Source organism: Xylanibacter oryzae DSM 17970 (genome assembly GCF_000585355.1).
GTDB classification, from domain to species: domain Bacteria; phylum Bacteroidota; class Bacteroidia; order Bacteroidales; family Bacteroidaceae; genus Prevotella; species Prevotella oryzae.
Genome location: NZ_KK073873.1, coordinates 2,264,839 through 2,279,483, shown reverse-complemented (window position 1 = coordinate 2,279,483; position 14,645 = coordinate 2,264,839). Strand labels below are relative to the sequence as shown.

Genomic DNA, 14,645 nt, shown 5'->3' with positions numbered 1-14,645 from the left:
TTAAAGTAAAAATAATATGGAAAAGAAAATATTATATTTGATTTTACTTATAACTATTATTACATTCACATCTTGTTCAAGCGATGATTTGTCATCTACAAGTGTAATTAATATAGATAAGGTAGATCAGACTCAATTTGATAAATGGTTGAATGTTAACTATGTTCAACCTTATAATGTAGAGTTTAAATATAGGTATGAATATAATGAGTCAGACCCTGATTATTATACAGTGCCTGCTAAGTATGATGAATGTGTTGAGATGGCACATCTTATTAAATACTTATGTCTTGAATCATATGATGAGGTAGCCGGAGTGAATTTCACAAGAGCGAATTTCCCTAAGTTGATATATAATATAGGTGAATTCGAATACCGCAATAATGGAACATTTATTTTGGGAACTGCCGAAGGTGGCAAGAAAATATTGCTTACAGGAGTTAACCATCTTGATGAGGTAAAAAATAGTCCTGAATATATGAATGAATATTATTTTAAGACTATCCACCACGAGTTTACTCACATACTGAACCAGACTAAAGATTATTCTACTGATTTTAGACAGATAACAGGTTCTGGTTATGTCGCAGATAAGTGGAGCACAGAGACTTATAGTGTGGGCTATTTGCAAAGAGGATTTATATCTGCTTATTCACAACATTCACATGGTGAAGATTTTGCTGAGATGTTATCTATCTATGTTTGTAACTCACAGGCACAATGGGATGCATGGATGAATGAAGCAGGGCCTGATGGAGCTTCACTCATTCAAGAAAAACTTGATATAGTAAAAGATTATATGAAGTCTTCTTGGAATATTGATATGGATGAATTAAGAGCTGCTATACAGAGGCGTCAGGCTGATGTTTCTGCAGGTAAAATTAATTTGACAGACTTAACCGTAAAATAAAAAAAAGTACGATTATGAAGAAATTTAAAATTTATATTTATATATTAATGCTTTTACCTACACTGCTTCTGCAATCTTGTTTAAAAGATCAAGAAGATGTGTTCGATGAGCCATCTGCAGTTCGTATGCAGAAAACATTAGAAGATGTTAAAAAAGTTCTGACATCTTCAGAGCATGGTTGGGCCTTTGATTATTTCCCAGATAGAAATGTTACTTATGGTGGATATGAATATGCTGTAAAGTTTGATTCGTTATCGGCAAATATATACTTTGAGTTGGCTCCCGGACAGAGCGAAACAAGCCTTTATAAATTGAAAAGTGACGATGGACCAGTCTTGTCATTTGATTCATATAATCAATTTATGCATTTTTTTGCGACACCTTCTTCATCAAGATACGAAGCTTATGATGGCGATTTTGAATTTGTTATAGATAGTCTATCTAATGATTTGATAAAGTTGCATGGTAAACGTTCTCAGAATATTATGTACTTGCGCAAGCTAAATGAGGATTGCAGTTCATATATGTCGAAGACTGTTGCAAATAGTAATCAGTTTCTTTTATCAAGTTTAACAGGCTCAATTGGTACTACTAGTGTATCAGGGTCTTTAGATTTGGATAACCGCCATTTATCACTCACATATAAGAATTCAACGGGTAATATTCAGACGTTTGATGGTAAATATGTATTCACAGCGAATGGAATTCGTTTGTATGAGCCTTTTAATGTCGGAGGTAAAACAGTAATGAACTTTACTTATAATGATGATGATTTATCTTTGAAATGTACTGATGCAGGTGCAACAGATGTTGTATTAAATGGTTTCCTTCCGGCTGCATATGTTAGGTCTGCCATAGGAAAAGATAGAATTGTAGCAAAGGATGATGCTTCTTCATTAGTGTATACCTTAAAACACAATAACATTGTGAACTATATTTCTCATCCAGATTGGGTTACGTTGACTAAAGATGGTACAACTTTGAAATTAGAAACTACAGCTAATAATACAGGTCATGTTCGCTCTGGTTATATTAAGTATGTTATTGGTAATGACGAAGATTCGTTGAAAGTAGTACAATGTGATTTTGATAAGGATGTCGCAGGTAATTACCTACTATATTATAAAGATTTGAATACTGGAAAATTAAGTAATTATTCTGTTAATGTTACTTCCGATGCTATCTCTTTTAATGGATTAGATTGGAAAATGCCAATTTCTTATGATACAAAAAATGGAGCTATCACGGCAATAAGTGGACAATACATAGGAACTGCAAAATCAAGGACAGGGAAAGTGTATTACTTGTATTCATTATTCTTAGATAAAAAAATATCTGTATGGTCTGGACATGGTGGAACAGGTGGCTTTATTTCTGCGCCTATTGATTATGAGGATGGAGTTGGAACCTATGCAGTATTCTCAGGGAAAGCTACGACCGACGGTGACTTCGGAGCTATATTCTTTGGAGCATATTCAGCTAACAATCCTACAAGCTCGAATTATTTGGGATATTGGGAATGTTTCCAATCTCCATATCTTGTAAAAGTTCAATAAGATAAATGATGATTAATATGAAGAAAATTTTAAATATATTATTGGTCTCTTTGACTATCATTGCATTCAGCTCTTGTAAAGATGATGTGGATAATCCTTATTCTGCTAAGTCAAACATCTCTGTAATAGAGTCAAATGTTGCTTTCCAGGCTAAAGCATCAAAGGGATATGTTAAGATTAAAACAGATGGACCTATTACAGCAACAGTAGCGTCTAAGTGGTGTAAGGCTATCGTATCAGGAGATTCGGTAGCTGTGACAGCTGACGAGAATGATGATCTTAATGGTCGTTCTTCTTTGTTGACTATCAAATCAGGAACAGATTCTGTTAATGTAACAATACAGCAGGCTGGTTTGATATTCCAGTTGAGTGCCGGTTCTAGTTTGGCAGTAGGAGACGACGATTCAGCATATCAATATTATATGAAACATAATGTAGATGTAAATATAATTTCTACTCCGGATTGGGCAAAAATAGAGACGACTACAGATAGTCTTAAAATTAATGTCGCTGCAAATAATACGGGGCATTTCAGAACAGGCTATGTCAAATATAAAGCAGGAGCCTATGCTGATTCAATAAAGGTAACACAATGTGATTTCAATAAAGACTTAGCAGGTAACTATTATTTGGCATATACAAATGATGCAGGAAAGCTGGCTGGATTACCAGTGGTATTAGATCAAAATTCTATTACGATTTCTGCGTTAAATTTAAAGATGACTTCATCTTATGATGCTACTTCTAATTCATTGTCTGTAACATGTGGACAATATATAGGGAAATATTCATCGTATTATATGTACCTGATGTTTGGAGATACTGTAGGAAAATACCAAACAAGTTATTCAAATACGACTTCTGCAAGTATTGCTAATTTTGATTATAATGACGATGATGGTACAATCGCAAACTTTGGTGGTACTTTTGGTAATAGTAAGATAGGGTCTTTCTTACTTGAGGCATTTAGTAGCAATTCATTTACTGAAGATGCTGATTTAGGCTATTTATTGAAAATGACGAATCCTTTTTTGTTGAAGATAAGTGATGTGTCATCAAAACAGAATTATAATTTTCAGTCTAAAGCACAATTAAAGTTTATTCTTAGGAAATAAGTATAACTATAATAATTAATATAAGCGGCTATGATTAATAAATCTTTAGCCGCTTATATCATTTTAATCTATTATATCGAAATATTTTAAAGCATTTGCAATACCATCGTCGTCAATGTTTGTAGTTATATAGTCTGCATGCTTTTTAACATCATCATTCGCATTGCCAAGTGCTACGCCAGTTCCGGCATATTCTAGCATTGAAATGTCATTACCACCATCTCCGAAACATATTATTTCTTCTTGTTTTACACCAAAATGGTCCGCCATTTCCTTTACACCTTTACTTTTCTCTATGCCTAATCCGGTAATGTCTGTAAATCCGGGATGCCATCTGTTTGCCATGGCACTTTTAACATTTCTCATGGCTTCTTTTTCCTGATCTATATTAAAGAAAGGTGTAATCTGGTATATTTCCCCATTCCATCCTTCTTCGAAAGTAGTTACAGGCATATCGTCTACATGAAGGTTCTCATAGAATATCTTCCTTAAAAATGTGTCGGGATTGCAAACACGAATTCCTTTAGCCGGAACAAATATGCATGCGATATTTTTTTCTTTTGCATATTTACCTATTGATACCACATCGTTGTGATCTATTGGATGGCTGAATATTATTTCATCATCAATAAAGCAATAGGCTCCGTTCATTGTTACATAACCGTCTATTAAACCTTTCTCTTCTAATTGTGACATGTTATTTATTATAGCCATAGGTCTGCCTGTAGCTATAAAAATCTTTATACCTTTATTGTGAGCCTTTTCAAGTGCCTTTACAGCAGAATCAGGGATTACATGGGTCTTAAAACTGACCAATGTTCCGTCTATATCAAAAAATAATGCTTTAATCATGTCGGCAAAGGTACAAAAAATGAAGAAAATAATGGATGCGTTTTTTCATTGAAATGATTTTTTTACTATATTTGCCTTTTGAAAATAAATGTATACAAGCAAATGAAAAAGCTATTTTTGTTATTATTGTTACCTTTATGCTTTGTGTCTTTGAATATTTGCGGCGATGAACCGATGTTTTTCACAGCATCTGATACAGCCATGATGATGAAATCTAAATATTTCAGTTTTGAAAGAAAAGTTTTTATCAACATACCTGCAAGATATACTGAGAACGATTCACAAAATTATGACGTGATATATGTCTTTGATACTCAGGATAAACCTTATTTTGATATTGTAAATGGTCTTCTCCCATTTATAAATACAAATTACGATTCTCGTTTTATTGTAGTTGGCTTATGTTCACCTACAACAATGACTTATTCAAGGCAAAGCGATTTCTTGCCGGTGCCAAAGACTGTGGCGAGGGGTGATTTTTATGGTGGCCGAAATGGCTATGCTGATAGTTTGTGCCTGTTTGTTAAGAACGAATTGATACCTTATATTAATTCCCATTATCGTACTACAGGTCGAACGTTAGCAGTAGGGCATTCGCTTGGAGCATCTTTCATACTTGAAGCTATGATAAACCATGAACTTTTTACAGATTATATAGCCGTTTCTCCTAATCTGGCTTATGATAGTGACAGAGTTTCAGACGAATTAATGGCATATAATTACTCTCAGATTAAAGGTAACCGATTCTTGTTTATAACAAATTCTACTGAAGAGAAAGTGCCTAGATGGAAGTCATGGAAACCGGCACGAGAGAAACTTTATAAGTTTTATAAAGAAAATATATTGCCTTCTAATATTATGCTTAAAATAAAATCTTATCCCGATTATAATCATATGTCTTGTTTTCCATATGCACTTCATGATGGATTGGAATATTATTTTCATTACCGTGATTCTATTGATAATTTCTTAAGTCGGGAGAATTATAAGGTGCATATTGAACTGAAAACATTGAGAGCAGATGATGAAGTGTATATCACTGGTAATCAGTATACTTTAGGCGATTGGAATCCTAGTAAGGTAAAAATGAAACGAATCTCTGATTACGTACGTGCTATAGATGTAGATTTGCATTACCCAGCTTTGTTTAAGTTTACTCGTGGAAGTTGGAACTCTGAAGGTTTTGTAGAAAATACAGGTGTTTACGGTAATCTTCGTATTGAATCACCCGATAGGCATAGCTATAAATTTATTATAGAAAATTGGCGTGATATTCTTGAAAGATAGTTATTATGTCTGGTACGATACAATGTCTATCTGTAATTATTTTAAATTTAAAAGTCCCTATGTAGTGTGTTTTATTATAAAATAGTGACTTTTCTGGGTTATTTTTGTTATATATAACCATAATAATGACTTGATACATAATCGGCAAATATCTTCGCAGCCATGGCTATGCGCATAGGAAAAGCGAAGGAATGTCATCGTATTATGTGATGAACCGATAGCTTTGGGGTACCAATCTAACTTGAATAGCCTGGCAATTTAAGTTGGATTGGTGACCAATTCAAGTTGGATTGGTGTATAAATCAACTTACGCTGGTAACTGAAACCATCACGGGGAGGTGGAATTTTCACCTCCCCGCAGATAAAGCACTAATAATAAACAAGTTATAAAGAAAACAGCCTCGGGGAGGTGAAAATAAAAAAGAGTATGAGTTTAAAAATAACATTAAGGGAAAACAAGATCAAATCCAATAAATCATATAAGAAATGGTTTGCCCGCCCGGTCCATATCGGTGAGGTTCACACCGCCGATATAGCAAAGAAGATCCAGACGAACTCGACGTTCAGCCAGGGAACGGTAAAAGGCGTGATCGACGATTTCCTTCAGGAGATGAAGCAGTCAATGGAATCCGGCCAGACAGTCGTGATCGACGGCCTCGGCCGTTTTGAGCTTACAGTAGAGAGTGAAGGCGTTGACGACCCGAAGGACTTTCGCATAGCCAGACATATTAAAAAGGTAAAATGCAAGTTCCTTCAGGCAGGCAAACGTAAGATGGACGGCACACTCTCCTTGCAGTTAAGCAAAGATGCGGATATTGACTGGGCCCCCGGGGCGTGGGAATAACAACCCCTTTTGCAGTCCCTTTGTATAATATAATAAGGAGAGCGCTAAATAAGCGCGACGTGTTTGTAAAGAAAGTGGAAACCTTTGCAAATAATTTCATTTTTTTTGCGAAAAGATTTGGTATTGTGGAAAATAGTTGTACCTTTGCATCCGCTTTCGAGAACGAACGTTCTTGTAAGCAAAAAGAAAGAGTTCTTTGAAAAGATTTACATAGACAGAGAAGTAGTACAAGAAGCGAGTGCTGGTATTGATATATTGGTACTCGGGTAACAAAAAGAAACGAACCGTCATTTATAATGAATAGGTGCTTTTAGACTTGAATTACGGAGAAGCGTTCTGAAACAGAGACAACTTTACGTATTGTGGAGGTCAGCAATGTCCGAGACAAGAAGTAGAAACAATATTTTACAATGGAGAGTTTGATCCTGGCTCAGGATGAACGCTAGCTACAGGCTTAACACATGCAAGTCGCGGGGTAACATTAGTCTAGCTTGCTAGACTAGATGACGACCGGCGCACGGGTGAGTAACGCGTATCCAACCTGCCTTTTACCACGGGATAGCCCCTCGAAAGAGGGAGTAATACCGTATGAGGTCATGCGACGACATCAGATCATGACGAAAGGTTTAGCGGTAAAAGATGGGGATGCGTCTGATTAGGCAGTTGGCGGGGTAACGGCCCACCAAACCGACGATCAGTAGGGGTTCTGAGAGGAAGGTCCCCCACATTGGAACTGAGACACGGTCCAAACTCCTACGGGAGGCAGCAGTGAGGAATATTGGTCAATGGTCGCAAGACTGAACCAGCCAAGTAGCGTGAGGGAAGACTGCCCTATGGGTTGTAAACCTCTTTTATCTGGGGATAAAGTGAGCCACGTGTGGCTTATTGCAGGTACCAGAAGAATAAGGACCGGCTAATTCCGTGCCAGCAGCCGCGGTAATACGGAAGGTCCAGGCGTTATCCGGATTTATTGGGTTTAAAGGGAGCGTAGGCCGCTTGGTAAGCGGGCAGTGAAATGCAGAGGCTCAACCTCTGACTTGCTGTTCGAACTGCCAGGCTTGAGTACGCACGAGGTAGGCGGAATTTGTGGTGTAGCGGTGAAATGCTTAGATATCACAAAGAACTCCAATTGCGAAGGCAGCTTACCGGAGCGCAACTGACGCTGAAGCTCGAAAGTGCGGGTATCGAACAGGATTAGATACCCTGGTAGTCCGCACGGTAAACGATGGATGCCCGCTGTTGGCCCATGTGGTCAGCGGCCAAGCGAAAGCGTTAAGCATCCCACCTGGGGAGTACGCCGGCAACGGTGAAACTCAAAGGAATTGACGGGGGCCCGCACAAGCGGAGGAACATGTGGTTTAATTCGATGATACGCGAGGAACCTTACCCGGGCTTGAATTGCAGACGAACGCGGCAGAGATGCCAAGGCCCTTCGGGGCGTCTGTGAAGGTGCTGCATGGTTGTCGTCAGCTCGTGCCGTGAGGTGTCGGCTTAAGTGCCATAACGAGCGCAACCCCTTTCCTTAGTTGCCATCAGGTCAAGCTGGGCACTCTGGGGATACTGCCACCGTAAGGTGTGAGGAAGGTGGGGATGACGTCAAATCAGCACGGCCCTTACGTCCGGGGCGACACACGTGTTACAATGGCGCGTACAGAGTGATGGCCGCCGGCAACGTCGGTCGAATCTATAAAACGCGCCTCAGTTCGGACTGGAGTCTGAAACCCGACTCCACGAAGCTGGATTCGCTAGTAATCGCGCATCAGCCATGGCGCGGTGAATACGTTCCCGGGCCTTGTACACACCGCCCGTCAAGCCATGAAAGCCGGGGGCGCCTGAAGTCCGTGACCGCAAGGGTCGGCCTAGGGTGAAACCGGTGATTGGGGCTAAGTCGTAACAAGGTAGCCGTACCGGAAGGTGCGGCTGGAACACCTCCTTTCTGGAGACGTTTCTCATACAACGTTATGCAAGACGAGAGGCACCATAAAAGTAAGAATAAAGAGGCGAGTGGATATAGTTATCCTTTTAGCTTCTTGTACACGGAACTGTTTATAAAATATAGAGGAAAAGGAAGCCGGGCGGACAAGCCCCTAAGGCTTGAACGATAAAACCGGGATAGAGTCCTATAGCTCAGTTGGTTAGAGCGCCACACTGATAATGTGGAGGTCGGCAGTTCAAGTCTGCCTGGGACTACAAGGCCCCAGGACGTATATATACAACATACGGGGGATTAGCTCAGCTGGCTAGAGCACCTGCTTTGCAAGCAGGGGGTCAACGGTTCGAATCCGTTATTCTCCACACTCGGGAACAGTCCGCAAGGATTTAAAGAGTTCCCAAACGATCTTTGACATATTGGTACATGAAACTGTAAGTAAGACTTTTAAGTAAAGAAAAGAGAGCAATCTCAAGATACAGCTGAAAGTATGAGCTACTCATCCGGTCTCTCAAGAGCCGGATAGTAAGAAAGAAAGTAAATAAGGGCGCAGGGCGGATGCCTTGGCTCACGGAGGCGATGAAGGACGTGATAAGCTGCGATAAGCTTCGGGTAGGTGCAAATAACCGTTAATCCGAAGATTTCCGAATGGGACAACCCGGCAGTCTGAAGGACTGTCATTTGGACTTATGTCCAAAGGCGAACGCAGGGAACTGAAACATCTTAGTACCTGCAGGAAGAGAAAATAAACTAATGATTCCCCTAGTAGTGGCGAGCGAACGGGGAAGAGCCCAAACCGTTTTTGTGGTAACGCAAGAGCGGTGTTGTAGGACCGCGACATCGGACCTTAGAATCGATCGGAACGTTCTGGAAAGAACGGCCATAGATGGTGAAAGCCCAGTATGAGAAGACGATAAGGCCGTAGCGAGCTCCTGAGTAACGCGGAACACGAGAAATTCTGCGCGAATCCACCGGGACCATCCGGTAAGGCTAAATACTCCCGTGAGACCGATAGTGAACCAGTACCGTGAGGGAAAGGTGAAAAGCACTTCGATTAGAAGGGTGAAAGAGATCCTGAAACCCTGCGCCTACAAGCGGTCGGAGCCGAGCAATCGGTGACGGCGTGCCTTTTGCATAATGAACCTACGAGTTGCCGTCGCCGGCAAGGTTAAGGATGAAGACATCCCGAGCCATAGTGAAAGCGAGCCTGAATAGGGCGCTGAGTCGGCGGAGGCAGACGCGAAACCAAGTGATCTACACTTGACCAGGATGAAGTCCGGGTAACACCGGATGGAGGTCCGCACCAATAAGCGTTGAAAAGCTTCTGGATGAGTTGAGTGTAGGAGTGAAAGGCCAATCAAACTTGGAGATAGCTCGTACTCCCCGAAATGCATTTAGGTGCAGCGTGGCACGATCCCGTAGAGAGGTAGAGCGACCGATAGGATGAGAGGGCTTCACCGCCTATCAAGTCCTGACGAACTCCGAATGCTCTACGGCCGCAGTGCCGCAGTAAGGGCGCGGGTGCTAAGGTCCGTGCCCGAGAGGAGAAGAATCCTGACCGCCGTCTAAGGCCCCGGAATTCTGCCTGAGTTAGTCTAACGAAGTCTGGTCCCTGTGACAGCTAGGATGTTGGCTTGGAAGCAGCCATTCATTCAAAGAGTGCGTAACAGCTCACTAGTCGAGGGTCCGGGCATGGATAATAATCGGGTATAAGGCAGATGCCGAAGACGCGGGATAGTAATAATAAAAGTATCGGTAGGGGAGCATTCCAGTCCGCGTTGAATCCGGGGGATAACCTCCGGTGGAGCGTCTGGAAAAGCAAATGTAGGTATAAGTAACGATTAGGGGGGTGAGATCCCCCCCCGCCATAAGACTAAGGTTTCCCGGGCAACGTCAATCGGCCCGGGGTTAGTCGGGTCCTAAGTCTAAGCCGAACGGCGAGGGCGATGGCAGACACGGTTAATATTCCGTGACTAGCGTACGGAGTGAAGCGGGGACGGAGCAGTGAAACCACCGCGCGCAGACGGAATTGCGCGTTGAAGGGTGTAGGAGTTGATTGACGGAGGCAAATCCCCGTCAAGATCCGAACCTGATAGTACGGCTGTCCCTTCGGGGAAGGCTGATAGTGTGGGTAAACATACTTCCTAGAAAATCCGCTAAACTTAATCCGTACGGTACCCGTACCGCAAACGGACACACGTAGTCGGGTAGAACATACTAAGGCGTTGAGAGATTCATGGTTAAGGAACTAGGCAAATTAACCCCGTAACTTCGGGATAAGGGGTCCTCTCCTCCGGGAGAGGCGCAGAGAATAGGTCCAGGCAACTGTTTAACAAAAACACAGGGCTGTGCGAATTCGAAAGACGAAGTATACAGCCTGACACCTGCCCGGTGCCGGAAGGTTAAGAGGAGATGTCATCCTTCGGGAGAAGCATTGAATTGAAGCCCCGGTAAACGGCGGCCGTAACTATAACGGTCCTAAGGTAGCGAAATTCCTTGTCGGGTAAGTTCCGACCTGCACGAATGGTGTAATGATCCGGACGCTGTCTCAACCATGAGCTCAGTGAAATTGTAGTATCGGTGAAGATGCCGATTACCCGCGATGGGACGAAAAGACCCCGTGAACCTTTACTATAGCTTAGCATTGACTTTGGTCATCCGATGTGTAGGATAGGCCGGAGGCTTCGAAGCGCAGGCGCCAGCCTGTGTGGAGCCATCCTTGAAATACGGCCCTTTGGCTGTCTGAAGTCTAACTCGTATAACGAGGACATTGTTTGGTGGGTAGTTTGACTGGGGTGGTCGCCTCCAAAAGCGTAACGGAGGCTTCCAAAGGTGCCCTCGGACCGATTGGTAACCGGTCTCATAGAGTGCAATGGCATAAGGGCGCTTGACTGGGAGGGAGACATCCCGAGCAGGCAGGAAACTGGGGCATAGTGATCCGGCGGATCCGTATGGAAGGTCCGTCGCTCAAAGGATAAAAGGTACTCCGGGGATAACAGGCTGATCCCCCCCAAGAGCTCATATCGACGGGGTGGTTTGGCACCTCGATGTCGGCTCGTCACATCCTGGGGCTGGAGAAGGTCCCAAGGGTTGGGCTGTTCGCCCATTAAAGTGGCACGCGAGCTGGGTTCAGAACGTCGTGAGACAGTTCGGTCTCTATCTATCGTGGGCGTGGGAGTTTTGCGTGGTGCCGTCACTAGTACGAGAGGACCGTGATGGACAGACCTCCGGTGAACCGGTTGTGCCGCCAGGCGCACCGCCGGGTATCCGAGTCTGGGAAGGATAAGCGCTGAAAGCATCTAAGTGCGAAGCCAGCCACAAGATGAGAACTCCACATAAGGGTCGTCATAGACTATGACGTTGATAGGGTGTAGGTGTAAAGGCGGTGACGCCAAAGCCGAGCACTACTAATTGCCCGAAACTTCCTTTTAGAGTCATAATTTCAGATGTATCTGCTTTTTTTGCAGGAGAAATACGATAAGGTTATCATGTACCGAAAAAGTCAAACCCAATATCAGGTGGTTATTGCGGCGGGGTCCCACCTCTTCCCATTCCGAACAGAGAAGTTAAGCCCGCCTGCGCCGATGGTACTGCAATGCAATGCGGGAGAGTAGGTGGCTGCCTTTTTTAAAAATTAAGCCTCGAAACGATTATGTTTCGAGGCTTTTTTTGTATATTTGCACTTTATCTTTTATTATGTATACTGTAAGGAATATATTGATATGGTTAAGGCGTTCAAGACACTCTTTGGGTTTTGGAGTTCAGTCTCCTTTTGCTTTTAATTTCATTACTGATGTTGTCAATGAACATTATCCATATTATTCTTATAATAGGCTTAATGATACATTTCCGTTATTGAATAAAAAGAATGGTAAATTAAGTAAGCTGTACTTTAGATTGGCAAATTATTGCCAGCCTAAGTGTGTCTTAAACTTTTATCCAGAGTCTGATGCTTACAGTGATTATATAAGAGCAGGATGTAGCAAATCAAGTATTATAACTATTACTGATGAGTCTGATGAATTGAATATATTTAGAGTTGACATGGTAATTATGTCTCTTGATGCAAATTATGAAGAATTCTTTTATTCTTTATTAGATAAGATTACTATTGATTCATTAGTAGTGATTCAGGGGATTAAACAGAATAAAAAAGCCAAAAAATTTTGGAAAAAAGTAATTGACGATGACAGAGTTGGGATTACATTTGATTTGTATTATGCCGGTATCGTTTTCTTCAATAAGGAACGATTCAAACAAAACTATATAGTGAACTTTTAAATTCATATATTATGAAAGATCTTAAAGTGTATACAAAAACGGGTGATAAAGGTACGACAAGCCTTGTAGGTGGCGTCAGAGTATTGAAAACTGATGAAAGAATAGAAGCTTATGGAACGGCTGATGAACTTAATTCACATTTGGGACTTTTGGCCTCCTTGATGGATGACGGAGACGATAAGCAAATGGTGGAGAATATCCAGAACAAATTATTCGTCGTTTCTTCATATTTGGCAACTGACCAATCTAAGACTGCTCTGAAAAATTGTTCAATAGTCGCTGAAAGCGATGTGAAATTGATCGAAGAAGAGATAGACAAAATACAGGAGATAATACCTCGTCAGAATAGCTTTATTCTGCCAGGTGGAACATACAAGGCATCGATTGCTCATGTATGTAGAACTATATGCAGACGTACAGAACGAAGAATATTGGCTTTGACTGGTGAAGTACAGATTGATGGCAATATTCTTGCATTTATAAATCGTTTATCTGATTATTTATATGTTTTAGCTAGGAAATTAAACTTTATTGAGGGGAAAGACGAAAAAATATGGAAGAAGTCTTGTGAATAAGATAAAAAGTATTATTTTTGCGGCGAAATAGAAAAACTTAATAAAATAATAGATAAGACTATGTATTGGACACTTGAACTAGCTTCAAAATTGGAAGATGCTCCCTGGCCTGCAACGAAGGACGAGTTAATAGACTATGCCATCCGTTCCGGAGCACCACTTGAAGTCTTGGAAAATTTGCAGGAAATAGAGGATGAGGGTGATGTATATGAAAGTATAGAAGACATATGGCCTGATTATCCAACTAAAGAAGATTTCTTATTTAATGAAGATGAGTATTAGTAAGAAATAAATGCCGTTCAATTTTGGACGGCTTTTCTTATACAATAAACTACAATCTTTATCGTTATTATCACGTGTTTAAACATGCCTTATATATAATAACGATATTTATACTTCTGCCAATTCCGGTCAGAGGGCAATATGATCCATCCTTTAGTAATTATTGGGCTATGGAACCTTTTTTTAATCCTGGATCAGTAGGCAAAAATTCTAAGATAAATTTTGTTGCTGCTTATGCATTAGACTTTGCAGGATTTGAACATAATCCTAGAACTATGTATGTAGGTGCTGATATGCCTGTCCATTTAATCAATGATTATAGTGGGGTTGGTATTTCTTTTATGAATGATCAAATAGGTCTTTTTACTCATAAAAAAGTGGCTTTACAATATGCGTATAAGCATAAACTTTTTGGAGGAACAATAAGCTATGGATTGCAGTTGGGTATGTTAAGTGAAACCTTTGATGGTTCGGGTCTGGATTTGAACGAACAGTCTGATCCTGCCTTTAGTACTTCTAGTATAAATGGTAACAAAATAGATGTCAGTATAGGTATATATTATTTAAATAAAGATTGGTATGGAGGCCTTTCTGTTCAGCATGCGAATGCCCCTTTGATAAAAATGGGAGAAACTAATGAATTGCAGATTGATAGAACATATTATATGACATGTGGATACAATATAAAGTTAAGGAATCCGTTTGTTACTATACAACCATCTTTATTGGAACGTACAGATGGAAAAGCTTACAGAACTGATATTACAGGGAGACTAGTGTATACAAATGAAGAGAAAGTAATGTATGCAGGAGTTTCATACAGTCCATCAAATTCTGCTACTGTCCTTATTGGTGGAAGTTTTCATGGAATAAACTTGGGATATAGTTATGAGATCTATACATCAGCATTGAGCATAGGTAACGGAAGTCATGAACTAGTTTTAAGTTATCAGACTGAAATAAATTTAGGAAAAAAAGGTAGGAATAAACATAAAAGTGTGAGGATACTATAA

At 40.9% G+C, this 14,645-nt stretch carries 11 protein-coding genes, 2 tRNA genes and 3 rRNA genes; 15 read left to right on the top strand and 1 reads right to left on the bottom strand.

Annotation, left to right across the window (positions count from 1 at the left end; genetic code table 11):
- Positions 1-16 precede the first annotated feature (16 nt).
- The 3 genes from XYLOR_RS09260 to XYLOR_RS09250 are packed head-to-tail and all read left to right on the top strand — an operon-like array spanning position 17 to position 3,581.
- Positions 17-910 carry a zinc-binding metallopeptidase gene (locus XYLOR_RS09260; protein WP_036878740.1) on the top strand — a complete coding sequence of 298 codons (894 nt, stop codon included), beginning with the start codon at positions 17-19 and terminating at the stop codon, positions 908-910.
- A 14-nt stretch (positions 911-924) separates the two neighbouring features.
- Complete coding sequence (locus XYLOR_RS13425) at positions 925-2,466, top strand: DUF4302 domain-containing protein (protein WP_051508957.1); 1,542 nt, start codon at positions 925-927, stop codon at positions 2,464-2,466.
- A gap of 17 nt (positions 2,467-2,483) precedes the next feature.
- Positions 2,484-3,581, top strand: coding sequence for a BACON domain-containing protein (locus XYLOR_RS09250; protein ID WP_169730563.1), 1,098 nt, complete (start codon positions 2,484-2,486; stop codon positions 3,579-3,581).
- Positions 3,582-3,644: 63 nt separating this feature from the next.
- Here XYLOR_RS09250 and XYLOR_RS09245 read toward each other — a convergent pair whose 3' ends face one another.
- Positions 3,645-4,433 (bottom strand): Cof-type HAD-IIB family hydrolase, encoded by a 789-nt coding sequence (locus XYLOR_RS09245; RefSeq protein WP_036878733.1) that lies wholly within the window; start codon positions 4,431-4,433, stop codon positions 3,645-3,647.
- Between the two features lie 102 nt (positions 4,434-4,535).
- Between XYLOR_RS09245 and XYLOR_RS09240 the strand changes: the two genes are divergently transcribed.
- The 12 genes from XYLOR_RS09240 (at position 4,536) to XYLOR_RS09190 (ending at position 14,645) form a co-directional block, all read left to right on the top strand.
- Positions 4,536-5,720 carry an alpha/beta hydrolase-fold protein gene (locus XYLOR_RS09240; RefSeq protein WP_084608584.1) on the top strand — a complete coding sequence of 395 codons (1,185 nt, stop codon included), beginning with the start codon at positions 4,536-4,538 and terminating at the stop codon, positions 5,718-5,720.
- A gap of 427 nt (positions 5,721-6,147) precedes the next feature.
- A complete protein-coding gene (locus XYLOR_RS09235; RefSeq protein WP_036878730.1) occupies positions 6,148-6,564 on the top strand; it encodes an HU family DNA-binding protein in 417 nt (138 codons plus the stop codon).
- Between the two features lie 123 nt (positions 6,565-6,687).
- Positions 6,688-6,834 (top strand): hypothetical protein, encoded by a 147-nt coding sequence (locus tag XYLOR_RS13930; RefSeq protein WP_169730537.1) that lies wholly within the window; start codon positions 6,688-6,690, stop codon positions 6,832-6,834.
- Positions 6,835-6,971: 137 nt separating this feature from the next.
- Positions 6,972-8,500, top strand: a 16S ribosomal RNA gene (locus XYLOR_RS09230).
- A 180-nt stretch (positions 8,501-8,680) separates the two neighbouring features.
- Positions 8,681-8,754 (top strand) — tRNA-Ile (locus XYLOR_RS09225).
- A gap of 31 nt (positions 8,755-8,785) precedes the next feature.
- A tRNA-Ala gene (locus XYLOR_RS09220) sits at positions 8,786-8,859 on the top strand.
- A gap of 166 nt (positions 8,860-9,025) precedes the next feature.
- A 23S ribosomal RNA gene (locus XYLOR_RS09215) occupies positions 9,026-11,924 on the top strand.
- A gap of 84 nt (positions 11,925-12,008) precedes the next feature.
- Positions 12,009-12,121: ribosomal RNA gene (gene rrf, locus XYLOR_RS09210) — 5S ribosomal RNA — on the top strand.
- Together the 16S, 23S and 5S rRNA genes with 2 tRNA genes alongside form the textbook arrangement of a ribosomal RNA operon.
- 69 nt (positions 12,122-12,190) lie before the next feature.
- Positions 12,191-12,775, top strand: coding sequence for a hypothetical protein (locus XYLOR_RS09205; protein WP_051508955.1), 585 nt, complete (start codon positions 12,191-12,193; stop codon positions 12,773-12,775).
- Positions 12,776-12,786: 11 nt separating this feature from the next.
- Positions 12,787-13,350, top strand: a complete 564-nt coding sequence (locus tag XYLOR_RS09200) for a cob(I)yrinic acid a,c-diamide adenosyltransferase (RefSeq protein WP_036878726.1) — start codon at positions 12,787-12,789, stop codon at positions 13,348-13,350.
- Positions 13,351-13,410: 60 nt separating this feature from the next.
- A complete protein-coding gene (locus XYLOR_RS09195; RefSeq protein WP_021852076.1) occupies positions 13,411-13,632 on the top strand; it encodes a DUF2795 domain-containing protein in 222 nt (73 codons plus the stop codon).
- Between the two features lie 74 nt (positions 13,633-13,706).
- Positions 13,707-14,645 carry a PorP/SprF family type IX secretion system membrane protein gene (locus XYLOR_RS09190; protein WP_036880976.1) on the top strand — a complete coding sequence of 313 codons (939 nt, stop codon included), beginning with the start codon at positions 13,707-13,709 and terminating at the stop codon, positions 14,643-14,645.

Coding starts and splice junctions, on each gene's coding strand:
- XYLOR_RS09260 (WP_036878740.1), top strand. CDS start 17: ATGGAAAAGAAAATATTATATTTGATTTTACTTATAACTATTATTACA.
- XYLOR_RS13425 (WP_051508957.1), top strand. CDS start 925: ATGAAGAAATTTAAAATTTATATTTATATATTAATGCTTTTACCTACA.
- XYLOR_RS09250 (WP_169730563.1), top strand. CDS start 2,484: ATGAAGAAAATTTTAAATATATTATTGGTCTCTTTGACTATCATTGCA.
- XYLOR_RS09245 (WP_036878733.1), bottom strand. CDS start 4,433: ATGATTAAAGCATTATTTTTTGATATAGACGGAACATTGGTCAGTTTT.
- XYLOR_RS09240 (WP_084608584.1), top strand. CDS start 4,536: ATGAAAAAGCTATTTTTGTTATTATTGTTACCTTTATGCTTTGTGTCT.
- XYLOR_RS09235 (WP_036878730.1), top strand. CDS start 6,148: ATGAGTTTAAAAATAACATTAAGGGAAAACAAGATCAAATCCAATAAA.
- XYLOR_RS09205 (WP_051508955.1), top strand. CDS start 12,191: ATGTATACTGTAAGGAATATATTGATATGGTTAAGGCGTTCAAGACAC.
- XYLOR_RS09200 (WP_036878726.1), top strand. CDS start 12,787: ATGAAAGATCTTAAAGTGTATACAAAAACGGGTGATAAAGGTACGACA.
- XYLOR_RS09195 (WP_021852076.1), top strand. CDS start 13,411: ATGTATTGGACACTTGAACTAGCTTCAAAATTGGAAGATGCTCCCTGG.